Consider the following 21,313-nt stretch of genomic DNA (forward strand, 5'->3'; position numbering starts at 1 on the left):
GGTTGCAAACTCATTCCGCCGTGCAATTAGCTGGTGTAGGATGGCGCGACAGCAACGTCGTTCCGCCAACCACTTTGCCAGGCCATTCATCTTCATTTTGCCACTGGATATGGTTTCGTATTTTCTCGAGGAAATCGCGAAGATTTCGATCGAGGGACCGAAAACCGGCAATGACAAGTGCGACGGTGCTGGCTGGACTTGCAGCAAACAAAGGGCTCGAACCCGGATTGAGTTTTCCCGGTCCTTCAACCTGTCTGGCGGCTTGGTGAGCCGTGCCGCTGAACGTCGTCGCTACGTCAGCTACCTGTCGGCGCATTTCTTCCGCGTGTTGGCGAAGCGTTCCCATCTCCCGCTCTTCATGGACGTCGCGCTGCTGCGGAATGCCCGTGGATGGCCTGCTCGCCTTGACGACATTGCGGGAAACCGGCATGCCAATTGTATCGCCGTGGGTTTCGACCGTTCTGTTCTCGGCCATCCTTCGCCCCATAACCTCTCACCTTGCATTGAAGCGTCCAAGGGGCTGGCCGGCCGGTATGCCGTGCAAGGCTCGATGCTTACGGCCGGGACGTTAATCGGCTTCTGGTCGCTTACAACGTTTAACTTGAGCCCCGGTTCCACGAGCGGCGGCTCGGTGGCAGATCTGCGACACGAATCTCCTTTCAAGCCGACTCCGCTTTTTCGTCAGCGACGTCCTCGACGCACTCGGCTTTTTCGGCGAGTTTTGCACTCATCTCGCGCAGTTGTTTCTCGTCAAGCTTCTCGATCCCGACAAATTTGTTTTGCGCCTGTGAGGTCAAAATGAGCTCGTCGAGCTTCGCCTGCAGGGCTTTGCCATCTCGGTTCTGAGAGTTCTGCAGCACGAAGACCATCAGAAAAGTTATAATGGTAGTGCCGGTATTGATGACGAGCTGCCAAGTTTCGGAGAAACTGAATATCGGACCAGATGCTGCCCAAACCAAGACAAGTGCGACCGCCATCACGAAGGTGACCGGTTTTCCTGATAACTCAGCAACAGCAGTGGCGAATTTTGAAAAGAAATGGCCTGAGTTCATGACGTTCTCTCGTTTCCTGGCAACAAGTAAACGCAGGCGTCACATTCAGGGTTCCGGTTAGCCGAGATCCTGTACGCTGGGAGACAAAGAAATGACCCAAGGCAAGAAGAACCGACCAAGGACTATCGATCTGGTGGACGACCGGAAGCTGCCTCTGCCCTTTTCAGGCCCCCGGCCTATGCGGTTCTCAGTCAAAATTCGCTTTGAGATCTGATCAATCACCCGGACCTTGTGTCCGGGCGGAAACCAATGACGAATTCAACTACCTTCGCTTGCGACATCTCGCACGGGCGAAGAGTGTGGCGTCCATTTTCTAATCTGTAAAGATTGAAGCTGACGATATCGCTCCCTCCAAGGTCCTCGGCAAACAGCCACTCACGCCGGCCGTCCGCAGACCGCTTCACGGTTACGCTCCAGCGCCGGCCCTTGAAATTGCCTTCAAGGTAGCCGGCTGGCAATTGGGCCAAGGCCACTTCGAAAGCGGGAATGTCGCCGCGCTCTGCGTTCGGCTCCAGGCACTCATTGCATATGCCGCATCCGTCATCGTCTATTTCCCCCGGAGTACGTAATCGATTGCAGCAAAGACAAGTGGTGAAATTACTGAAGCGACTGACTTGTAGGGGTGGAATAATTTCGATCGTCGGATTGGAGGATAGTTTAGTCGTCAACGCATCCATCTCGATGCTCCACTTCGAGGTTTCTTTTCAGATAGGTAATCGGGTCCTTTCCGCAAGATCAGTGCAAATCATCCGAAGGCACCAAGTCGAGAAATGACGCCGTTTGCCGAGTACAAACAGGTTGCTGTGCGTCCTGGCGAGGTGCTCCTCGAGGCCCGCCTGTCGCCCCAAGCTTTCCTATATGCGCGCATCCTGAAATAATCGGAAAAACAATGTGTTTCCGCGCCCCTCCGCAATTATGCTAGCCTTCAAGCGTTGTGGGGGAGTGCAGGATGAGCGACCGCTCAATCGGAATGCTAATTGCTATCGAAATATGTGCACTGTTTTGGATTGCTGCGGCGGTCTTCATATTTGGGGTGCCCTGACTGCGTGAATGCGGCTCAGGCATCACCCCAAGTTGCAAATTTCCAACAATGACTGCGTTCAGCCCGTTTGACGAGCTAACGAAATCGTCCCGCGGCGGGAACTTCTGATCATGCTGGAGCTTTCATTAAGGCACTGGACAGTGGAGATCACAAATGCCTGACCCCAAGGATTCCCCAGCAGTTAAATCCATGCAAAAAGAACAATCGGAGCAAAGACGTCGCGCACGCCAAGGAGGGCTCGATCAGGGATTGGAAGACTCTTTTCCGGCGTCTGATCCCGTTTCAGCTACTACTACAGGCGTCCCCACCGGAAGGACGGACCCGGAGGTTGCTGAACGCGTGAAATCCGAGCCCGACCCATACACGACGGAAAGCACCAATAGCGATCCGCTCCGTCCAGGGTCGATAGGCGAGAATATTCGTGCGCTCCGGCTCGATACAAATCGGCTGGCGAAGTCTGTTTCCGGCGTGGCATCTGACTCAGTTGAAGTAGCGAAGGCTCGAGCCGGCAGTTTGCTTGACGATATAAAGGAAACCGTTCGTGATAGACCGATTACCGCGGTTGCCGTCGTCGCCGCCCTTGCGTTTGTGTTCGGAGCGACGCGGTAACGAGCCGACGTTCTGAGGGCGGGCAACAGTGTTATCGCAGGCGCTCATTTGACCAGACGGGAACTCGGATCACTCGTATCTCTCGGAGTCTTCGCGTGATGGGGTGCCCGTAGTCGCTTCATGGGGGAGAGTGCAACGTCATCCGAAGATAGACTTTTTACTAAAGCCCTCCCACTTAAAGCTCCTAAGCACCCTGTCTAGTGTGCTATTGCCGCAAAGCTCGATGAAGGTCCCCTGGGAGATAGTGATGCGTCACTTTGGAATAGTCGCAGGTGATGACGAGGAGCTGACCCTGTTCGCGAGCGAGCACCTTCAATGGTTCATTGTCCGAGGCGTTTGAACGGATGGATTTCAGGCATCAGGCTTTCACATGTTCAACTTCATAGAGGTCGCAGCCCTTTTCTTGCCGAGAGACGATTGAACCCCGGTTCGGCGAGCTTTTGCCTCGATGCGTGCCATGAGGTGTGCCGTCATCGAGATCACGATTTAGCCAAGCAAAACGCACCTCGTTTGCTCCCACCATATCCCCATGGTTTTTTCCCAAGCATCGATGCTGGAACAACTTGGTCGCTGATCTGTTGCTCAGACACAAACCGAAGTTCGGAGGATTTGCTATGAACGCGAAAGCCCTGTTGCTTGGAACGCTTGTGACCACAATCGTTACCTGGCCATTCCCGGCGCTATACGCGCAAGACCTGGAATTTCGAGTCGGCCCAGGTGGAGTTGGAATTTATGATCGAAACCAAGAGCGGCGCGTAAGAGAGCGCTGCAATCCCGACGACGCTCTTGACCTCGCACGTGACGCAGGATTTAGGAGACCGCAGATTGCCAGGGTAACGTCGAGAAGCGTTGTCGTTGAGGGGTTCACCCGGGCCGGGCCGGACAGAATCGTCTTCGGCAATTCCCGCGGGTGCCCGGAAATCGGCTAGCTCAGCCAGCCGGTCTCATCGCAACAGCGCTTGCGTGGTGTGTACGCTGTCGAACACGGAACTAGCATGGGTTTTGCCAGATCGCGAGTGGGGGTATCCTCTACTCCGAACCGGTGCTCTCAGCGTCCGCGCACCACTAAACAGTCGGCCGTGAAGAACTCGGAAGCTGCTGATTAGACATAGGAATCGAAGGATCTGCAGATCTTCTAATTGCCGGAAACAACCACCGAACGGGCTGTTTCCTTGCAAAATCAGTTTGAGGTTTCCCTGGTTGGCGAAGCGTGATTCACTGGGTTTATCGCGGTGAATCGGAGAGCCAGGAATGGGTAAACCACGCGAACGGCGCCAAACGGGTGAACAGGATTTATTCCGATCCCGGCTCGTCCAGATCATCAACATGAAGCACGAACTTGTGCGTCTGGCGCAGGCTATTGACTGGCCTGTGTTGGAAGCCCGCTTTGGGACGGTCCATTCGGACGGAGCTGGCATGCCGCCATTGCCGACGCGGCTGATGGCGGGGCTGGCCATTCTGAAGCACACGTTCAACCTGTCGGACAAGGCGCTGTGCGAGCGCTGGGTGGAGAGCCCCTACTTTCAGTACCTCTGCGGCGAGGAGTTCTTTCGGCACGAACTATCGTTCGACCGCTCCTCGATGACGCGCTGGCGGCAGCGCATGGGCGAGGAACGGATCGGCGTGCTCTTGCAGGAGAGCCTGGCCGTGGCCGTCAAGACAGGCGCGATGAAACCGCAGGATACGCGGCAGGTGATCGTGGACACGACCGTTCAACCGAAGAACGTCATGTTCCCGACGGATGCCAAGCTTATTCACCGGGCGCGCGAACGGCTGGTGCGGCTGGCGAAGAAAATGGGGCTTGATCTGCGCCAGACCTATATTCGGGTCGGTAAATTCGCCCTGATCCAGCACCAGCGCTACGCTCATGCGAAGCAATTCAAACGGGCCGGCAAGGCGCTGCGCAAGTTGAAGACCTATCTCGGCCGGACCGTTCGCGACGTCGAACGTCAGATCGCCGGCGACGAACAACTCGACGCGATCTTCAAATGGTCGCTCTATCAGGCAAAAACGGTCATCGCGCAGCGGCAACGTCAGCGTGGCCGCAAGATCTACAGCCTGCATGCCGACGAGGTCGAGTGCATTGGTAAAGGCAAGGCGCACAAGCCCTATGAGTTCGGAGTGAAGGTGTCCGTGGCCACAACACTGAACCGTTCAAAGGGCGGGCAGTTCGCCCTGCACGCAGCGGCGCTGCCCGGCAATCCGTACGACGGCCACACGCTCGCGACCGTCATTCCGGATATGGAAAAGATGATTGGCAACGAGCTCTCCCGCATTCTGGCCGATGCTGGATACCGCGGCCATAATGCTCCCGAAAGTCACAAGCTGAGAGTCTTCACCAGTGGCCAGAAGCGCCGTCTCACACCCGCCATCAAGCGCCAGATGCGACGACGATCGGCGGTCGAACCCGTCATTGGACACCTCAAGAGCGAACACAGAATGGACCGGAATTATCTCGCTGGCGAACAGGGGGACGCCGTCAATTCCGTTCTGGCCGCCGCCGGATACAACTTCTCCCTCCTGCTGCGATGGTTCAGGCAACTTTTGTGTCTGTTCGCCGCACTCTTCCTCACGTTCCAGAGCCGACCGATGCCGCAACAACCTGCCTGAAAGCGAGTTCTTCACGATCGACTAAACAAGAGATCACGATGCCTTTATGGGCGGCGGGCGCGGCGAGTTGAGCCTGCAACACGGGCTCCTCGCCGGTGCGCGCCTCGCTATGGCTCGACCGCTTGCGAAATCGCCACGACCAGCTGTGCTTGTGAATAGGGCTTTGGCAATCGCGCGACTGTGCGATCCGCGCCTTGCGGAAGATCTGCATAGCCGGTTGCCAGTACGACTGGCAGGCCAGGCCACTTTTGCTCAATCATCCCTGCCAGCTGGGACCCGGTCGTTTTTGGCATCGCATGATCCGTAATCACGAGGTCGAAATTGCTGTTCTCGGAAAGAATCTTCAGCGCTTCCTCAGCGGATTGGGCAGGCGTCGTCGCATGGCCGAGATCCTCGATCATCAAGACTGCATTCGTCAAGACGAGTTGATCATCATCGACCACGAGAATATTGAGCGGTCTGTTGTAGGTATGGAGAATGGCAACCTTATCTTCTGCTTGATTTGTTTTCGCCACTTCGTGGATGCCTCCGGCCGTTGGAAGCCACAGCTCGGCACACGTGCCCTCGCCTTTGGTTGAGTGAAGGACAAGGCGTCCTCCGCTTTGCGCCATCAAACCCTGGACCATGGACAAGCCCAGTCCTGTTCCTTTGCCGACACCTTTCGTCGTGAAGAATGGTGCCGTTGCGTTTGCCAGTGTTTCGTCGTCCATTCCCTCCCCATTGTCTGTCACTGACAGACAGATATAATCGCCGGGTTTCAACTCGCTGCGATCCCCGGTCGCAACCGAATGCCGCTTTGCCCCTATCGTGATCTCACCGTCCGACGAAACGGCATCGCGGGCATTGAGCGCAAGATTGACGAGTGCATTCTCCAACTGGTTCGGATCGCACTGAACGTTCGGCAGACCAAGGGGAAAATTCGTGTTGATTTCGATTGGGCCAAGCGACCGCCGAAGCATGTCCGTCATGCTTCGGACGAGATCGGGGATGTCAACCGGCTGCAATTCCAGTTCCTGTTTTCGGGAAAAAGCAAGAAGCCGTTGTGTCAGCGATGCTCCGCGCTTGGCGCCCTGTATGGCATTTTTGATCAATCCCGCCACGTCCTGCCCCGCGGCGGCTCGCTTTTCAGCAATCTCAAGGCTGCCGAGAATGGCCATGAGCAAATTGTTGAAGTCATGTGCGACCCCACCCGTTAACTGGCCGACAGCCTCCATTTTCTGAGCCTGAAACAGGTCTCTCTGCGCCTTGGCGAGGGCCTCCTCGACCTGGCGCTTTTCCGTGATGTCGCGAGTCACCTTTGCAAATCCAATGAGTTCTCCGCCCTCGGAGCGGATCGCATCGATGATGACGTTCGCCCAAAATCGCGACCCGTCCTTGCGCAGGCGCCATCCTTCTCGCTCGAACCGACCTTCGCGCTCTGCTATTTCAAGGGCTCGGGCGGGAAGATTTACCGCCTTGTCCTCGTCGGTATAAAACCGTGAAAAGTGCTGACCAATAATTTCTTCGGGCGTGTAGCCTTTGATACGTTGGGCCCCGACGTTCCAGCTCGAAACATATCCCTTGGGACTGAGCATGTAGATCGCGTAATCGGTGACGCCCTGAACGAGTAAGCGAAACTGCTCCTCACTGCGCCTGAGGGCCTCTTCTGCGCGCTTACGCTCTGACAAATCCCTTGTGATCTTGGCAAAGCCAATCAACTGTCCGTTGTCGCGAAGCGGGTCAATCACAACATGTGCCCAAAAGCGCGTGCCGTCCTTTCGAACGCGCCACGCCTCTTCCTCGAACCGCCCCTCCTGCGTGGCCAAATGCAATGCCCGCGCCGGCAGGCCCGCTTCCTGGTCCTCTGGAGTATAGAATCGCGAGAAATGCTCGCCGACAATCTCATCGTCCGTATACCCCTTGAACTTGTTCGCGCCGGTGTTCCAACTCCTGACATACCCATTGGGATCCAGCATGTAGATTGCATAGTCGCTGATAGCGTCCATCAAGGTGCGATAACGGTCTTGAACCACTCCGGGCGATGGACTGATCTCGGGACTCATCCTTTATCCTCGTTACATGTGAGCGAGTGGAACATTATTGCCTTAACTAAAAGATCGTCGTTTGGTTTCCAGCCGCAACTGAAAGTGTTCCGGACGCAAATTGGAAGAAGCAAAGGCAAGCTCGAATAGTGGCGAAGGCTGACGACAGGTTGATCAGTGTCCAGCTGCCATGGTGACGGAACAGGAGGCTTCCCGAGTGTTCGTCAAACCGGGATGTCATTGTGCCAGTGGAGGAAAAATTCAATGGTATCTTTGACCGTATAAGCCACGCACTACTCGGTAGCGCCCGGGACGCGCCTGCAAAGTCGTTTCCCGATACCGCTGCGCCTTCCAATTCTACGAGGTCGGATGAACTGGAAACGCCACCGCCTCCCGGTCCGGGGGCACCAATGTCAGACTAGATTTCCGAACGTCCTCCAATTGTCACCGATCCTGCGACAGGCGAGGCCGCAAGAAAGTCCGGACAACAGCTGGATTGGCGAGAGTGGTTCGTAGACCTCATGAAAGCAATCGGAATGGACGCCAGCATTCAGGAACGAAAGGAGTTGGCGACCGAGCTCGGCTTTAGCGGCGATAAGGATGACAGTGCAACGATGAACATCTTCTTGCACAAGACGCTGATGGGGAGGCTCGCGGAAAACGGCGGTTGAGTACCATCGGAACTTCTCGATTAGAGCGCGCCCACCAAGGGCCGTGCAGCCAGGGCGGAGGCCGTCGGTCGAACCGCCATGCCAAGACGTTTTCAAAACGTTGGAAACCCGAAACGCAATTTCGCCAGCGACAAGGGTCGCAGTTGCGATTGTTGATCCGCTTTTTTTCGGTTTTTGTGAAGGAACAGACCGACAACCTTGGTGTTAGGTGGAACGAGACCGCTATCCATTGTCGGTCTCGCCATTCAACCAAGGAGTAGACGACATGGCATCGCAAGGCGGTTCTCACGAGCAGCACGTTAAGGCCGGCAAACAGAGCCATAAAAATTCTGATACGAAGCAGGCATCAATGACCCGCAATGATCAGGACAGCTCAGATCGCAGCAGCAAGGCAAGCGACCAGCGCTCCAAAGGAGGGCAGGGAAGTCACAAGGGCAAGCACTGACTGATGTCGAAGCCCGCGAACGAGCGGGCTTCACACTTCAGAGCGACCAATCATTCGCCAACTACCCTGACAACCAGCCACATGCTGATTTCGACGGGGTCGCGGCTGTAGCCAAAATTTCGACGTCAAGGTTGGGGCATCGCCATTCGGTCAGGGATGACCGCAGCCGAGAAGTCGCCGTTTCGCACCGTTTCGTACGCAAGCAGACATAGAACCTGGAAGGCACTGCGAGTATAATGTGGCCGCCGGCTATCGGGTACCGGGCAAAGGCCGGTTGGGAGATCAGACGTGCTCTTGCCTCTGGTGGAGCGAGGGATGTGCCTTTCAACTTTCTTGACATGATGGACTACTCAGACCGCGAGTTCGAAGCCCTTGCCCAAGCCGTGAAATCTTGGTGCCAGTCCAACGACATCGACCCCGAAAGCGAGCGCGGCCGTGCGGCGGCCGCCGTGGCGATCGAACTATTCAACCGCAATCCCAACCTGAGCAGCAAGGACTTACAGCAAGCCCTGGCTGCCAGCTCTCCCTGAAGACCGACCGACGCGCCTTGGACTCAAACCAGTCCACGACATGTCCCTTGGACTGGTGCTGTTACGTCCCGTGGAGCCAGCATTCCTGATGACGTCCGATGATGATCGATCTTCACGAGTGGCGGAGGCAATCTGGATATGAACGACCTCGCTGACGCGAACGACACGACCCAGTGACCGCAAAATGGCTGGATGCTTTCTTTTGACGCCGTTTTCCCCTTGCCGGCTTGCCGGAGGAATGTGCTTAAAACGTCGGCAACCTTCCCGGCGACCAACGAAATAGCAGGCGCGGCGATCGCGTAGTCATGTGTTTATAGATTAAGGCATTGCAGGGATGACAGCGCCATCGCGGCTATGCGCCCTGTTCTTCTGAAATCCCTCCCGGCTATTGCTGGGCAGGCCCCACCCCGAAGCCCTGAAGTCTACGGCTGTTGGTGCGTGCCACTGCCCAAGCGGGCTTCGAAGGTCTTGACCTCATCGACCACCCGATCCTTGACCGCATCATGCACGTCGGATGCTGCTGCGAGCGCCTTGTCGTAGGCGTCGGATGCGATGGCTTTCCCCTCGGCAATAGCCTCGCTCGCCTGGGCAGTAACGGCTTCCTTTGCGGTGTCCGATGTCTCACCAAGCAATTCGTCTTCCGTCTCGGTATAAGGGAGCGCGGCGCCGATCGCGGCCCCGACCGCGAAAGCAAGTGCACCGCCAACCAACGGCTGGTCACGGAATTGGGTGAGGATGGCCTGGTTCAGTTTGCCTGCCTGTTCCTGGAATGCGCCAGTTGCGGACGAAGTTTTGTTTGAAAGCGAACTCGCGGCGTCTGACGCACGCGCGGTCATATCGCCCGCAATGCTTTTTGCTTGGTCCCACTTTTGCGAAGCCCAGCCTGACGCCTCGTCCAGCAAGGTGCCGGTTTCGTCCACTATCTGTGTGATATGCTTCCCGGTTCTGTCTGCAAAACCCCTGTAGGCATTTCCTGCATCATCCAAAAAGTGACCAGCGCGTCGCCCCGACTCGTCTGTCAGAGCTTTCACGCGTTTGCCAGTACTGTCACTAAAGTGACTGTAAAGGGCGCCATCGCTGACCTCAGGGGCGCTAATACGCCGAACAGCACCTTCGGCTTGGTAGAGCGGGTATTCAGGTTGAGCAAGCATTTGCGTCGGCTTCTCAATTGTAGGGGACGTCCCCTGCTTTGCCATGAGCCAGGCAAGACTTACCCCGATGAGAGCGACCGGAAGAGGGTTGGCCTTCAGGGCATTGCCGAGATTGCCGACATATTCGCCGCCACCGCTGTTTCTTGCATACGCAAGAACCTCATCGACGATTTGGCCGGGCGACATTCTTTCCTGGATTGCGTCCAGCCGATCCTCGATACGTCGACGATCGAGATCGATCTCGCGCTGGAGTTCGGCGGAATTTTTTTCTGAGGATGCGGCCATTACATTTTCTCCTTTACAACATCGACATCGCGGCGAATCGACGTCGTTGTGCGATCCAGCTTCATATTGGTCGCACGCAATGCGCCAATTCCACGCGAGACCATCGCGCAGGCAATCCCGCCGATAACAATCGCGACGAGCAATGCTGCAATCGCGTTGGCAGTTGGTTGAGCAATGCCTTGGGTAACCAGGAAGGCGGCAAGCCCCTGCAAAATTGCACTCAAAAGAACTCCGACTGCTCCGATTGCGAGAACAAGGCCGACGATCAGAACTTCAATTCCGTTAAGTGCACGCGACAGTTTCTCTGATGCTTCGGTCTTGGCGAGGTCGATTTCCTTGCGTAGCAAACCGGTAACATCGGCAACCAGGCCTCCAACCAGTTCTGACAGCGGCGTTGTATCTTCAGAGGTTCTAGCCATTTGGGCGACCTTCCTTGGTTATGGTGCGTTCAGAAGCGGCTTCGCCCTTGCCAACCTTCGTCGATCGGTTGGCCGTGGCAGTCAGAAAACGGCTGGCTGCGAGACCCGCAAGCGCAGCAGCGCTCAGAAATGCCAGTGGTTGCTTGCGACCGAAGTCCTCCGCCATCGTCGCAACCGCGCCGAGGTCCTTGCCTTCAAGATCCTTCGCAATGCGTTGAACGCTTTTGCCCATCTGCCTTGCATACCGTCCGATCTCACTCTGATCAGAGCCCTCGAGTTCCGAGCCAACCTTCTCCAGAACGCTGGCAATACCGCCTACCTGGTTGGCTACGAAGTTTTTCTGCTGCGAGACTGTTCCCCTTACCTTCTCGATCGCCATATCGGCTCCTTGCCGGACAGCACCCGTCACGGATTCGACATCGTCGGAAACCTTGTCTTTCAAAGTCTCGACGGAGATCTCTCCAACTGCAGGTTGGCTGGGGGATTGGGACACCGCCGCGGGTGTGGCCATCGGCCCCTGCCCGCTTTCTCGTGGGATTGGTTCGTTCGACATGGAAGCCTCCACTTATAGGATCAGATGCCCCCAAACCTTGTCGACCGACGTTTGTTCCGTTCGAAGTGATCGCCAATGCAACGCCGCATTTCCTATGGCCGAATGCGCGGGAAAATTTCGCCATCAAAGGCGAAAGAGAAGCGTCCTGGCTCTTGGGAGTGCAGTGCAACTTGGTGTGATCCATCCCTTCCAACGCAGCGGTCCGCCCCCCTCGTCAAGCAGCGTTGACGCGGCCGGACCTCTCTCCTCGTTGGTCATCGGCACGCGCTCCCCGATATACGCCATCGATCATTGGCACTTTTTGTATGGGTCATTTACTTGAGTCTTGATGCCGCCTTGTCGGCAGCATCGCGATCTGGCCCGTGCCGCATAATGATGCGTTTTGCATCTTCGCTGGAAATCCCGTGCTTCTTCGCGAAGTAGGCAACTTCATAAGGTTCGCTTGCGGAAGCGCGACTGCGGTCAACCTGACCCCGCTTCGATTTGTCGTCTGACATTACTTTCTCCTCTGGTGCGGAGGCGGAACGCACAGAGGAATCCAATGTTCCTGCTGGAAAGGCACTTGCTTGGCCATCCAGCCGAATTCAGTCGGACGGTCGGCAGCCTAGCGCCGGCAAAGGCGCCGCGCAGGCGTTTTTGCCATTGAAACCCTGCTTCTGGCGTTCCTGAACTCGAGCCTTGACACCAGAGCTTCCTGTGTCACCTTGGCCGAAGGGGGAAACGACATGTTGGATATCGGCACGGGATACAATTTCACTCTGATTGAAGGCACTTCGGACGGATGGAACGAGGTTCGGTTCACCGAGCGTGTGGCTGATATCGACGGCCCTCTCCTGAAGCTTGAGTCCGGCCGGATCATCAACGCGCATTCTTCATTGTTCTTTTCGGCGGTCCCCGTGACCATGCTCGCGTCGGCTTCGCCGCCAGAAACGGCTGATGCCGGCACAACAGTCTAACTCGCGCCAATTTCGCCGCTTGTAAAACACGGGCGAAAAGATCTCGCCGCAGAAAATGGACAAGTCGGCCCGCCTCATGCGGCGGCCCTGACGTGACACATGGACGGCTCCAGTGTCACGATCCCGGCAAGCTCAGCAACCGTTCCCACAAGCAACCAAGGCTACCATTCAGGATCATCGAACTTCGCGGCGGCTGAGACCAGAATAGCGATCGGCCGGGCTAGCAACGCCTGTTCGGCCGCCGCCCAGTCCGGCAGGATAAGGATCCCTCCCCTTGCCTTTCCCTCAATCGCAGTGGGCGCCGGCATACAGCCGTCAACGGTGGTCTCTTCACGGAGCTGCGAACGCTCAAGCGCAAGCATCTCGCCCTTGCCGGGCGGGCAACGAGGTTAACTGGTAAAGGGAACAATGTCTGGGGCGTAGCGTTCGAAGCGTGCAAGAGTGTCTTATGAAAGGTTATTCAGATGGGTCGAGGTATTTTACTCTGGCTTCTCGGCATCCCACTGCCGATCGTTATCCTGCTCGTCCTCTTCATGCGGTAGGAGGCCAGAATGTCTCTAAGCGAAAGTAAAGTAACTGACGTTCTCCCGGTCGAGTCTCCCACGTCTGCGCTCGCCTGGGGTCCAATCATCGGCGGCGCCGTTGCTGCGACGGGAATCACACTCATTCTCCTTTTGGTAGGATCGGGAATGGGCTTGACGATGGTGTCGCCGTGGTCTGGCGAAAACAGCTCGGCCGCAACGGTCGGCGTGTCCGCAGCGATCTGGCTCGTTGTTGTTCAGTGGCTATCTGCTGCCCTCGGAGGATATCTTACGGGGCGACTTCGAACGAAGTGGGCTGCGGCTCACACCGACGAAGTTTTCTTTCGTGATACCGCCCACGGCTTTCTCAGTTGGGCTTTGGCAACGCTGTTCGTGGCAGGGTTTCTGGCGTCGTCCTTGACGTCCCTTGCCGGAGCAGGGGCGAGCGCTGTGGGCACTGCTGCCAATACGGCGGGCATCGCAGCGGGGGCCGCTAGCGCGGTTTCGCGTGACGGAACCGACCTTTCAACGTCCTACTTCACCGACGCGCTGCTTCGGCCTCAACAGGTCACCCAGCGGGCGCGTGAAGAGGATGGAGCGGCAAGCGCGGAAATCGCAAGAATTCTGCTGCAGGGAGCGGCGCGGGGCGAGGTGCCAGATAACGACAAAACCTATATCGCCAGCATCGTCGCAGCACGCACCAATCTTTCTGAAGCGGATGCCCGTGCCAGAGTCGACGCAGTTCTGAAGCAGATCGAGGATGCCAAGGTCGCAACTCAAGAAGCCTTGGACAAGACGCGGAAGGCAGCAGCCACCACTGCCCTTGTTGGCGCCCTGTCGCTATTGATTGGAGCCTTCATTTCCTCTGCTGCCGCGGCGTTGGGTGGCAGGCAGCGCGACGAGGAAGAAGACCTGGTCGCCACCCGATATTGACCTTCAATCTCCGTTGGATTCAATTGAGAAAGTGTGCCGCCAGGAACGCTTTCTCGGTACCAGATCGTAAAAGCGCGACTGGTGTCGTCCTGTGAAAAGCTGGACGTTTGCAAACCAATATCGTGTTTCCAACCCGGAGGGATGTGCTGCCGGAGTATCAGCACCGTTTGCTCGCTCGCTCCTGTTGTGTTGGGGTGGACGGCTCCTAACGGCATCGCAATGTGCCAGAATGAGTTCGTTGAAAGCTCAATCGAAGGAAACCGTCCGTGGAAGAGATTATCCGAATTGGCATGGATACGTCAAAGAGCGTTTTCCAATTGCATGGCGTGAACGCAGTCGAGCAACCAGTCCTTCGCAAGAAGCTTTCGCGTAGGGAGATGGTGAAATTCTTCGAGAAAACGCCGCCGACTACCATCGCACTCGAAGCCTGCGGAGGTTCTCATCATTGGGCGAGGCTGTTAGGTTCGTTCGGTCATGAGGTGAAATTGATCGCGCCTCAATTGGCAAAGCCCTATGTAAAACGCGGCAAGAACGACGCGGCGGACGCAGAGGCTTTGTGTGAGGCGATGAGCCGACCCACAATGCGGTTTGTGCCGGTGAAGACTGCGGACCAGCAAGCGGCATTGATGCTGGTCGGTTTGCGAGAGAGACTCATTCGCAATCGAACGCAGCTCGCCAATGCCATCCGCGGCTTTGCCATGGAGTTCGGCATAGCCGCAGCCAAGGGCATGTGCCGCATCGAACCGTTGCTCGAGCGGATTGCGGCTGATCAATCCCTGCCTGCATTGGCCCGCGAGCCTTTTGCCATGCATGGCGTTGAGTATCGCGACTTGCTTGCCGAAACGAAGGCGGTCGAGGAAAAACTGACCGCGTTGCATCGCTCCGATGAATGCAGCAGGCGCCTGGCCCAAATTCCGGGTGTCGGGCCGGTCGGCGCATCGCTTTTGATGATTAAGACCCCAGATCCGCGGCTATTTAGATCTGGTCGAGATTTTGCCGCCTGGATAGGGCTCACACCAAAAGACCATTCGACTGCAGGCAAGGTCAGGCTTGGGGTGATCACCCGTGCCGGTGACGAAATGCTGCGAAGTATATTGGTGGTGGGCGCCACTTCTCTTCTCCAGCACGTCAGAGCAGGTCGAAGCAGGCATGCTTCCCGATGGCTTATCGAGCTCCTGCAACGGAAAAAACCGAAATTGGTGGCCGTGGCGCTGGCCAACAAGATCGCCCGTATTGCTTGGAAGCTCATGGTGAGCGGCGAGACTTACAGGCGTACAGAAGGACAAAGCGCAACAGTTTAATTTAGGAGATTGGCCATCACGGTGAGCAGGGACGTCACCGTGCTGAGCTGATGCTGTGAACTTGCAAGTGAAGAGCAGATGGTGCGATCGATCGATCCAAGACGCGTGACACTCCGTTAATTCCACTGGCCTTTTAAGGTCGTTGCCGTGTTAGGAACGCGCGTTGCGGAAACCATCTTGGCCAGTGGTCATGTGCGACCACACACAAAGGCCGCACATATGGAAGCAAGCGATCCGATCAAAAATATCTGCAGAAAACACTTGCAACAGGGAGCCGTCCACATATGGAATTAGACAGGGAAAGAAAGTCGTGGGCGAGATTATGGGACATGCGGAAAGGCCCGCGGCCAATCAACCGCAGGCCTTGTTGCTTAGTTCGGCAGATGCGTCCATTTGGAGCGGACGTCGGATGCGTTCCTTGAAAGATGAACGTGTGCGTCGACGTGGTCGACCCACTCCAGGGGAATGAGATGGTGATGTTCTCCGTCTGGAGAATCCGACTTCGTAAGTTTGATGCTCTCGCTTCCCTCGAGATAGTCCACCGTTCCGATATGCTGGCCGTCGGCAGATTTGACTTCCATATGGTCTTTGATGTCGCTGGCTGAAATCATGGCTATAATCTCCTTGGTTGGACTCAAGTCTCCAACTCGAGATGGTTGAAATGGTTCCGACCCTTGCAGGGGGATGCTCCAGCCTGTTTCATTTGGATACTCGGAAAATTCACCGCAGGTCCGGATCGGTCGCATCGATCAACCAATCTTCAGTTCGCATGATTTTGACCTGTACCGAGAAGCGATCTCCCAGCAGTTGCAGGGAAGCGTCATGCGTATCGTCCGCGCTGCTGCAAACGGCATCCTTCAGCAAGATCACACGGTATCCGAGGTCGATCGCGCCAAGGGCCGCAGCAAGGACGCATATATCCGTCTCGCCTCCACTCAATACAATGGTCCCGACTTCCTCGCTGCCAAGCGCGGAGTGAAGGCGGCCGTCGACCCAGGGAGAATAGAGAAACTTGTCGAATATGCGGGCCGGTGGAACGAGAGAATGCAAGGACGAAACAAGCTCAATCATTTCCGGCGCTAGCCGATCTGTCGTCATCATCGGCCACTTCTCATAGTAGGCCTTCCACATCCCATCCATGGCTTCCGCATTTCGTGGTGGAATGAATCGTGTGAAAATCGTGCGCTGGGGAAAGCGGGAGGCAACCTCGACCACTTCCGGTGAAACAGTCTTCATCCATGGCACCTGCCAGGGTGTGTCTTCTGCAAACATGCGCTGCATATCAATACAAAGATGAACCCACCGCTCCACCCGCATTCCTATTCGCCCCGCTGTGACTTGAGCCAATGCAAGACAGCGCTTTCCTCCTCGTCCATCCACCTGAGCAACCGCTGGCTGGTCGTCTTGCGTCTGAGCACGTCACCCAGTCGGCCAGCGCGAAAATCGCTGAATACGGCAGGATGGATATAAGAGGACCTGCAGACGCCCCTGGTGTTGACCAGCTTGGCGGCGACCAGATCGATCGCCTCGTTCATCTGCGAAACAACGGCCCGCTCTGAGCTTGCGATATCGAGCGGCGCCAACGCCGCGACCGCCAGGCAGGTGGCCCCCCAGGTTCGAAACTGGCGCGACGTGAATTCGTCACCTGCGACCTCCCTGATATAGGCGTTCACGTCCTGGGAGGAAATCTGCCGGCAATCACCATGCTCGCAAATGTACTTGAACAGCTGCTGACCGGGAAGTTCCTGCAGTCGACGGATGACGTTGGCGATCCGGCGGTCTGAATGGGCGAGGTTCCACTCCTTGCCTGACTTGCCCTTGAAGCGAAATCTTACGGTCGCGCCCTCGATCTTGACATGCCGATTGCGCAGGGTCGTCAATCCGTAGGACTTGTTTGTGTCAGCGTAGCTGGCGTTTCCTATGCGGATATAGAGATTGTCGAGCATCCACACGACGGTTGCGAGTGCCTTGTCAATGGTCAGCCCGCGCGCACGCAGGTCCGTATCAACGCGCTCGCGAATATCGGGAAGCCGCATGCCAAAGTCGGCCAGCCTGTCAAATTTTGCGCGTTCGCGCTCGGCCTGCCACTCAGGATGATATCGGTACTGTTTGCGTCCACGCGCATCAATACCAACCGCCTGCAGATGCGATCGAGCATCGGGCGAAATTATGACATCGCGATAAGCGGGTGGAATCGCCAGGCGGTTCAGGCGGGCGATTTCGTCTTTATCGGTCAGGCGGCGCCCGTCCGCGGCGTAGTAGAGAAAGCCGTTCTTGCCGCACTTGCGCGTAATCCCCGCCTCCAGGCTGGAAAGATAAACAAGGCCAGTGGAAAGTTTGGCTTCCGCAACCACCGCGGCGATCGCATTTTTGGAGAGCATCGTTGTCATGGTCACGAAACACCGAACGAGGATCATGGTTCCTTTCGGGAACATCCGCGCAAGCTTTGAGTTTGGGCAGCGCAAACTCGACATTCGGAGGACACGATGGCTACTCAAAAGACACTGGACGATCTCTTCCTGGACACGCTCAAGGATATCTACTACGCGGAAAAGCAGATCCTGAAGACGCTCCCGAAAATGGCGCGTGCTGCCCAGTCACAGGAAGGCAAAGCTGGGTTTCTCCAACATCGCGACGAGACCCAGGGGCAAATCGAGCGCCTAGAGCAGGTATTTGAGATTATTGGCAAGCCTGCCCGTGGCAAGACCTGTGAGGCGATACAAGGTATTATCTCAGAGGGCGAGGAGATCATTGAAGAATTCACGGGGTCTCCAGCATTGGATGCCGGCCTGATTTCCGCCGCGCAGGCCGTCGAGCACTACGAAATCGCCCGCTATGGCACACTGATCGCCTGGGCCAATCAGCTCGGTCTGAGGGATGCCATCCCGTTGCTGAAGCAGACCCTTGCAGAGGAAGAAGCGACCGACAAGAAACTGACACAGCTCGCCGTGGCAGCAGCCAACGCAAAGGCAGCGTAAGTACGGTTAGCTCGGCCGATTTCGTATGTGGCCGAGCTTTCCTCAAAGCTTTGTAAAACAGGGATGAAAGATGCCATATGTTGCATCCCCGAGCTATTGTGACGACGCGCAAGCGCGAGAGGCAAATCTCATCGAGTGTCTCCTACCCGCAAGGCGGTTTCTGGATGAGACGTCACATGCGTCAGAGACCGAAAGGATTGAGAATCTCGTTGCATCCGCCGTTAGCGCCGGGTGGGAAGAGGACGAGGTTCGCAAAGCACTCAACGCCACAAATGCACACTCACGCCAGGCTTCAACCGATACCCAAGAGTTCGCAACAATTGGATTGGTGCCGACGTCGACGAAGATACCGTAAGGTGCTGTCAAAGCGCTCGTAGGGTTTCCAGCAGTCAGCATGTCTCCAGGACCTGGCCTCGTCTCTCCAGCCCTTACGTGGCCGTCATCAAGCGCGGTGAAGGACCAAGCTTCACTGCCAGGAAGGTTAGGACCATGAAGCGATTTTTCTTCAACATCCGAGAGGGCGACGAACTTATCGAGGATCCAGATGGCACTCTTCTTTCGGATCTCACCAGTGCGATTTCGGAAGCGAATGGCGCTGCTCGAGAACTGCTTGCAGCGGAAATCAGAAATGGTCGGTCGGTCGATGGGCGCAGCATCGAGATTGCCGATGAAACACGCACCGTCGTGGCCGTGATAGCGCTGCGCTCGATCGTGGCGGGCCAATGAGCGTCCCAGCTTTGCCTCAAAAATGCGAGACTGCACAATCCGCCGCCAACAGCCCAAGGGACAATCGCCCGGTCAAAGACGATCGTCAAAAGAGCCGTGCTACGCGAAAAAGAGCCTGAGGGAAGTGGCCAATGCCTGCGGATTTTCCTCAGCGACATGGTGGCCGCTGTCTAGCGGATGCCCCTGCACATCGTTTGCCCAGGAGCGCCAAATCTGCAAAGGGTCTCCGAAATGATCCGCGAGATCATCGAAACGTGACCAAAGGCATAGCAACGGGCACTGGATTTTCCGGCCATGGTTTCGATCCTCGACGTCATGTTTCCAGTCGACAGTCAACCCCGCACGGTAGTCCTCGACCATGCCATGGATGACGACCGGATCCGTAAGCGCCGAAACGACGTCGTCATAGGCTTCCTTGCCCATGAGGCCAGGCTTGATCGCGTCATATCAACCCAAAGGATTGGCATTTATCGCTGCCTCCGGCTTGAGTTCTTGAGAAAAGAAGAACCAGTGATACCAATCGCGGGCAAAACGCCAGTCCATGCGCTCCAGGTGGTCGATGATCGGAATGCTATCGATGACCGCTAGCCTTTGCACCGCCAAAGGATGGTCCATCGCGAGCCGAAATGCGAGTAGCTACCCCGATCGTGCCCGGCAACCGAGAATGTGCGGTATCCCAGGATCCGCATCAATTCCAGACAGTCCATAGCCTTTTCTCTTTTAGACGAGGCATGGCTGTCAGGCGAATCCTGCGGTTGGAAGGATCTCCCGAATCCTCGCAGATCGGGGCAGATGATCGTGTAATATGGAGAAAGAAGGTCTGCCACAGTCGCCCAGGTCATGTGAGTGCGCGGATGTCCATGCAACAGCAGCAAGGGTGGACCGGAGCCGCCGTGGCGGACCCGCAGTTGCCCTGGCCCGACGTCGATTGTCTTTAACTCAAAGCCGCAAAACACGTTCGTTTGGCTCCCTCATTGACCACGTCAGCCGTGACATTGACCGCGTAAAGCAGGTCTACTCCAGCTTCCCGAGAATTGCCCCGACCTACGACACGATACGATGCGGATCTGTCTCGCATGTCGGTGGAACCGATGACCGCAATGAGTGTTGCACTTTGGAGCGCGTGCCGTGTCAACCGGACGCGACAGGGATGGTGAACATGCTGATTTTTCCGGTTTCTCACCATGGCCAACGAATTGGCAGGCGAGCACCCTACCTGTCCGGCAGCGCGCTTGCCATAGCATGATCGACGGAGGGTATCCCGTCAGATCGGCGCTAGGCGTTCCCCGGGTTGCTTGCGCGCGTCTCAACTCTCCTGTTTGCCTTTCAATCGTAGCTTTTCCGAGCCTCATTATTGTACGGTACTGGACCCTTTTCCAGGTTTCCGGAACAGATTGGTTGCCCCACCATTTTTCTGCGGAACAATGACGGAGCCCCTCAAGTGGAAACCCAATTAATTGACCTTCTTCCCGCCCTCAATGCGTTTGCCTTGAAACTCGCGAAGAATTCCGAGGATGCCGATGACCTGGTCCAGCAGACCATTACGAAGGCGCTTGCACACCGGAACCATTTCGAGCCCGGCACGAACCTCAAGTCCTGGACCTTCACCATATTGAAAAATGCGTTCCTCAGCCAAACCCGCTCCTCGCAGCGCAGTCCACTTGGAATAGACGAAGACGCGGCATTGTCCGATGTTCCCGTATCATCATCGCAGGAATGGGCAATGCATTACAGGGATGTCGAAAAGGCAATCGACAATCTCTCGCCCCTTTATCGGGAGGCGCTCATGCTGGTCGCGTCTGGCGCTTCCTACGAAGAAACCGCTCACAGATTGCATTGTGAGATCGGCACCGTAAAAAGCCGTGTCGGCCGTGCCCGATCGCGACTATTGAGCTCCCTCGGCGCAGTCAGTTACGACGAAGCACTGGCAATTTGACGAAGGACACAATGCCCACACTGGGGATCAAGACGCTTTGCCTATCGCAGAGGAAACGATCCCGCGAACGGTAGCCTACTTTACTTTCTCGGTCCTGTTGGACTTGTCACGCCCGTTGGTCCGCTGCCGCCGCCACTTGGCGAGGGACTACGGTCGATCGTGGTCGGTGCTACGGCCGGCGGTACGTTTGATGGCGGCTCTTTCATTTGCGCTTTCGTCGAGGCGGTAGCCGCGGGATCCGTCCTAACGGAAGGCGGCCAGACGAGGTAGCTAAGCAGAGCCACCATGAACACTGCCAGGCCGACAATTCCCGCTCCCCAGATAAGCCAACGCCGCGTCGTGTCCTGTCGAATTGCATCCTCGTCTTGATAGCGTCGATCGGTTTCGTACTTTTTGACGTTCTTGTCGTCACCACCAGTGCTCATGGATGGGTCCTCCTGCGCCCCAACCGCGTTTGCCTGAAATGGTTCCAACTGCCGTTCGAGATGTCTCAATACTACTTTGGCAACAAAACTGCCGGATGGTCCGCACCCGTGTTCTTGAGCAGCCCGGAACCTAAAGAAGCCTCACGTGT

23 protein-coding genes and 2 pseudogenes are annotated in these 21,313 nt (G+C 56.5%); 12 read left to right on the plus strand and 13 right to left on the minus strand.

What is annotated here, in order from left to right:
• Nucleotides 1-10: 10 nt before the first annotated feature.
• The 3 genes from IB244_RS20630 to IB244_RS32950 form a co-directional block, all read right to left on the minus strand.
• The gene (locus IB244_RS20630; RefSeq protein ID WP_192305388.1) at nucleotides 11-430 is read right to left on the minus strand and encodes a hypothetical protein; all 420 of its coding nucleotides are present in this window, start codon (nucleotides 428-430) and stop codon (nucleotides 11-13) included.
• 229 nt (nucleotides 431-659) lie between these two features.
• Nucleotides 660-1,052, minus strand: coding sequence for a low affinity iron permease family protein (locus tag IB244_RS20635; RefSeq protein ID WP_029792643.1), 393 nt, complete (start codon nucleotides 1,050-1,052; stop codon nucleotides 660-662).
• Between the two features lie 218 nt (nucleotides 1,053-1,270).
• A complete protein-coding gene (locus tag IB244_RS32950) occupies nucleotides 1,271-1,729 on the minus strand; it encodes a hypothetical protein (protein ID WP_192305391.1) in 459 nt (152 codons plus the stop codon).
• Between the two features lie 518 nt (nucleotides 1,730-2,247).
• On the opposite strand from IB244_RS32950, the gene IB244_RS20645 reads away from it, so the two are divergent.
• From IB244_RS20645 to IB244_RS20650, 3 genes are all read left to right on the plus strand, one after another.
• A complete protein-coding gene (locus IB244_RS20645; RefSeq protein WP_192305393.1) occupies nucleotides 2,248-2,703 on the plus strand; it encodes a hypothetical protein in 456 nt (151 codons plus the stop codon).
• Nucleotides 2,704-3,317: 614 nt separating this feature from the next.
• Complete coding sequence (locus IB244_RS32370; protein ID WP_029792640.1) at nucleotides 3,318-3,632, plus strand: hypothetical protein; 315 nt, start codon at nucleotides 3,318-3,320, stop codon at nucleotides 3,630-3,632.
• 322 nt (nucleotides 3,633-3,954) lie between these two features.
• Nucleotides 3,955-5,313: an IS5 family transposase gene (locus IB244_RS20650; RefSeq protein ID WP_192305395.1), complete on the plus strand. Its 1,359-nt coding sequence runs from the start codon at nucleotides 3,955-3,957 to the stop codon at nucleotides 5,311-5,313.
• A gap of 107 nt (nucleotides 5,314-5,420) precedes the next feature.
• Here IB244_RS20650 and IB244_RS20655 read toward each other — a convergent pair whose 3' ends face one another.
• Complete coding sequence (locus IB244_RS20655; protein WP_049809264.1) at nucleotides 5,421-7,355, minus strand: PAS domain-containing sensor histidine kinase; 1,935 nt, start codon at nucleotides 7,353-7,355, stop codon at nucleotides 5,421-5,423.
• Nucleotides 7,356-7,582: 227 nt separating this feature from the next.
• Between IB244_RS20655 and IB244_RS32375 the strand changes: the two are divergent.
• The 3 genes and pseudogenes from IB244_RS32375 (at nucleotide 7,583) to IB244_RS20670 (ending at nucleotide 8,980) form a co-directional block, all read left to right on the plus strand.
• Nucleotides 7,583-8,005 (plus strand): annotated as a pseudogene (locus IB244_RS32375) (DUF3597 domain-containing protein).
• A 265-nt stretch (nucleotides 8,006-8,270) separates the two neighbouring features.
• Entirely contained in the window at nucleotides 8,271-8,450 is a 180-nt protein-coding gene (locus IB244_RS20665; RefSeq protein WP_025662646.1) for a hypothetical protein, read from the plus strand.
• 317 nt (nucleotides 8,451-8,767) lie between these two features.
• Nucleotides 8,768-8,980, plus strand: a complete 213-nt coding sequence (locus tag IB244_RS20670; protein ID WP_162745734.1) for a hypothetical protein — start codon at nucleotides 8,768-8,770, stop codon at nucleotides 8,978-8,980.
• A gap of 422 nt (nucleotides 8,981-9,402) precedes the next feature.
• Here IB244_RS20670 and IB244_RS20675 read toward each other — a convergent pair whose 3' ends face one another.
• The 4 genes from IB244_RS20675 to IB244_RS20690 form a co-directional block, all read right to left on the minus strand.
• Nucleotides 9,403-10,416, minus strand: a complete 1,014-nt coding sequence (locus tag IB244_RS20675) for a DUF3618 domain-containing protein (RefSeq protein WP_169684490.1) — start codon at nucleotides 10,414-10,416, stop codon at nucleotides 9,403-9,405.
• A complete protein-coding gene (locus IB244_RS20680) occupies nucleotides 10,416-10,835 on the minus strand; it encodes a phage holin family protein (protein WP_029792707.1) in 420 nt (139 codons plus the stop codon). The genes IB244_RS20675 and IB244_RS20680 overlap by 1 nt, the downstream gene beginning before the upstream one ends.
• On the minus strand, nucleotides 10,828-11,388 hold the full coding sequence (locus IB244_RS20685; RefSeq protein ID WP_049809263.1) for a hypothetical protein: 561 nt from the start codon (nucleotides 11,386-11,388) through the stop codon (nucleotides 10,828-10,830). The genes IB244_RS20680 and IB244_RS20685 overlap by 8 nt, the downstream gene beginning before the upstream one ends.
• Nucleotides 11,389-11,702: 314 nt before the next feature.
• Nucleotides 11,703-11,885, minus strand: a complete 183-nt coding sequence (locus IB244_RS20690) for a DUF3606 domain-containing protein (RefSeq protein WP_029792717.1) — start codon at nucleotides 11,883-11,885, stop codon at nucleotides 11,703-11,705.
• A gap of 228 nt (nucleotides 11,886-12,113) precedes the next feature.
• Here IB244_RS20690 and IB244_RS20695 point away from each other — a divergent pair, with 228 nt between their 5' ends.
• The 3 genes from IB244_RS20695 to IB244_RS20705 all read left to right on the plus strand — a co-directional run bounded on the left by IB244_RS20695 (nucleotide 12,114) and on the right by IB244_RS20705 (nucleotide 15,099).
• Nucleotides 12,114-12,344 (plus strand): hypothetical protein, encoded by a 231-nt coding sequence (locus IB244_RS20695; protein WP_029792718.1) that lies wholly within the window; start codon nucleotides 12,114-12,116, stop codon nucleotides 12,342-12,344.
• 551 nt (nucleotides 12,345-12,895) lie between these two features.
• Nucleotides 12,896-13,798 carry a membrane protein gene (locus IB244_RS20700; protein WP_029792720.1) on the plus strand — a complete coding sequence of 301 codons (903 nt, stop codon included), beginning with the start codon at nucleotides 12,896-12,898 and terminating at the stop codon, nucleotides 13,796-13,798.
• A 266-nt stretch (nucleotides 13,799-14,064) separates the two neighbouring features.
• Complete coding sequence (locus IB244_RS20705; RefSeq protein WP_029792721.1) at nucleotides 14,065-15,099, plus strand: IS110 family transposase; 1,035 nt, start codon at nucleotides 14,065-14,067, stop codon at nucleotides 15,097-15,099.
• A gap of 371 nt (nucleotides 15,100-15,470) precedes the next feature.
• Here the strand turns inward: IB244_RS20705 and IB244_RS20710 are convergent, their stop codons facing one another.
• From IB244_RS20710 to IB244_RS20720, 3 genes are all read right to left on the minus strand, one after another.
• Nucleotides 15,471-15,710: a DUF2171 domain-containing protein gene (locus IB244_RS20710; RefSeq protein ID WP_029792723.1), complete on the minus strand. Its 240-nt coding sequence runs from the start codon at nucleotides 15,708-15,710 to the stop codon at nucleotides 15,471-15,473.
• A 109-nt stretch (nucleotides 15,711-15,819) separates the two neighbouring features.
• Nucleotides 15,820-16,416 carry a cysteine hydrolase family protein gene (locus IB244_RS20715; RefSeq protein WP_029792724.1) on the minus strand — a complete coding sequence of 199 codons (597 nt, stop codon included), beginning with the start codon at nucleotides 16,414-16,416 and terminating at the stop codon, nucleotides 15,820-15,822.
• Between the two features lie 2 nt (nucleotides 16,417-16,418).
• Nucleotides 16,419-17,489, minus strand: a complete 1,071-nt coding sequence (locus IB244_RS20720; RefSeq protein WP_169683792.1) for a DNA topoisomerase IB — start codon at nucleotides 17,487-17,489, stop codon at nucleotides 16,419-16,421.
• A gap of 96 nt (nucleotides 17,490-17,585) precedes the next feature.
• On the opposite strand from IB244_RS20720, the gene IB244_RS20725 reads away from it, so the two are divergent.
• Both IB244_RS20725 and IB244_RS20730 read left to right on the plus strand, forming a co-directional pair.
• Complete coding sequence (locus tag IB244_RS20725; RefSeq protein WP_169683793.1) at nucleotides 17,586-18,077, plus strand: ferritin-like domain-containing protein; 492 nt, start codon at nucleotides 17,586-17,588, stop codon at nucleotides 18,075-18,077.
• 489 nt (nucleotides 18,078-18,566) lie between these two features.
• Nucleotides 18,567-18,803 carry a DUF6894 family protein gene (locus tag IB244_RS20730; protein WP_169683794.1) on the plus strand — a complete coding sequence of 79 codons (237 nt, stop codon included), beginning with the start codon at nucleotides 18,567-18,569 and terminating at the stop codon, nucleotides 18,801-18,803.
• 99 nt (nucleotides 18,804-18,902) lie between these two features.
• Here IB244_RS20730 and IB244_RS20735 read toward each other — a convergent pair.
• Nucleotides 18,903-19,759, minus strand: a pseudogene (locus IB244_RS20735) (alpha/beta fold hydrolase).
• Between the two features lie 485 nt (nucleotides 19,760-20,244).
• Between IB244_RS20735 and IB244_RS20740 the strand changes: the two are divergent.
• A complete protein-coding gene (locus IB244_RS20740; protein ID WP_169683795.1) occupies nucleotides 20,245-20,739 on the plus strand; it encodes a sigma-70 family RNA polymerase sigma factor in 495 nt (164 codons plus the stop codon).
• An 80-nt stretch (nucleotides 20,740-20,819) separates the two neighbouring features.
• On the opposite strand, the gene IB244_RS20745 is transcribed toward IB244_RS20740, so the two are convergent.
• The gene (locus tag IB244_RS20745; protein WP_192305397.1) at nucleotides 20,820-21,164 is read right to left on the minus strand and encodes a hypothetical protein; all 345 of its coding nucleotides are present in this window, start codon (nucleotides 21,162-21,164) and stop codon (nucleotides 20,820-20,822) included.
• Nucleotides 21,165-21,313: the final 149 nt, after the last annotated feature.

This window comes from Rhizobium sp. RHZ02 (assembly GCF_014851575.1).
Lineage (GTDB): Bacteria > Pseudomonadota > Alphaproteobacteria > Rhizobiales > Rhizobiaceae > Rhizobium > Rhizobium altiplani.

Coding starts and splice junctions, on each gene's coding strand:
- IB244_RS20715 (WP_029792724.1), bottom strand. CDS start 16,416: ATGCGGGTGGAGCGGTGGGTTCATCTTTGTATTGATATGCAGCGCATG.
- IB244_RS20650 (WP_192305395.1), top strand. CDS start 3,955: ATGGGTAAACCACGCGAACGGCGCCAAACGGGTGAACAGGATTTATTC.
- IB244_RS20695 (WP_029792718.1), top strand. CDS start 12,114: ATGTTGGATATCGGCACGGGATACAATTTCACTCTGATTGAAGGCACT.
- IB244_RS20690 (WP_029792717.1), bottom strand. CDS start 11,885: ATGTCAGACGACAAATCGAAGCGGGGTCAGGTTGACCGCAGTCGCGCT.
- IB244_RS20645 (WP_192305393.1), top strand. CDS start 2,248: ATGCCTGACCCCAAGGATTCCCCAGCAGTTAAATCCATGCAAAAAGAA.
- IB244_RS32950 (WP_192305391.1), bottom strand. CDS start 1,729: ATGGATGCGTTGACGACTAAACTATCCTCCAATCCGACGATCGAAATT.
- IB244_RS20725 (WP_169683793.1), top strand. CDS start 17,586: ATGGCTACTCAAAAGACACTGGACGATCTCTTCCTGGACACGCTCAAG.
- IB244_RS20680 (WP_029792707.1), bottom strand. CDS start 10,835: ATGGCTAGAACCTCTGAAGATACAACGCCGCTGTCAGAACTGGTTGGA.
- IB244_RS20655 (WP_049809264.1), bottom strand. CDS start 7,355: ATGAGTCCCGAGATCAGTCCATCGCCCGGAGTGGTTCAAGACCGTTAT.
- IB244_RS20730 (WP_169683794.1), top strand. CDS start 18,567: ATGAAGCGATTTTTCTTCAACATCCGAGAGGGCGACGAACTTATCGAG.
- IB244_RS20635 (WP_029792643.1), bottom strand. CDS start 1,052: ATGAACTCAGGCCATTTCTTTTCAAAATTCGCCACTGCTGTTGCTGAG.
- IB244_RS20685 (WP_049809263.1), bottom strand. CDS start 11,388: ATGTCGAACGAACCAATCCCACGAGAAAGCGGGCAGGGGCCGATGGCC.
- IB244_RS20745 (WP_192305397.1), bottom strand. CDS start 21,164: ATGAGCACTGGTGGTGACGACAAGAACGTCAAAAAGTACGAAACCGAT.
- IB244_RS20665 (WP_025662646.1), top strand. CDS start 8,271: ATGGCATCGCAAGGCGGTTCTCACGAGCAGCACGTTAAGGCCGGCAAA.
- IB244_RS20675 (WP_169684490.1), bottom strand. CDS start 10,416: ATGGCCGCATCCTCAGAAAAAAATTCCGCCGAACTCCAGCGCGAGATC.
- IB244_RS20710 (WP_029792723.1), bottom strand. CDS start 15,710: ATGATTTCAGCCAGCGACATCAAAGACCATATGGAAGTCAAATCTGCC.
- IB244_RS20720 (WP_169683792.1), bottom strand. CDS start 17,489: ATGACAACGATGCTCTCCAAAAATGCGATCGCCGCGGTGGTTGCGGAA.
- IB244_RS20700 (WP_029792720.1), top strand. CDS start 12,896: ATGTCTCTAAGCGAAAGTAAAGTAACTGACGTTCTCCCGGTCGAGTCT.
- IB244_RS32370 (WP_029792640.1), top strand. CDS start 3,318: ATGAACGCGAAAGCCCTGTTGCTTGGAACGCTTGTGACCACAATCGTT.
- IB244_RS20630 (WP_192305388.1), bottom strand. CDS start 430: ATGCCGGTTTCCCGCAATGTCGTCAAGGCGAGCAGGCCATCCACGGGC.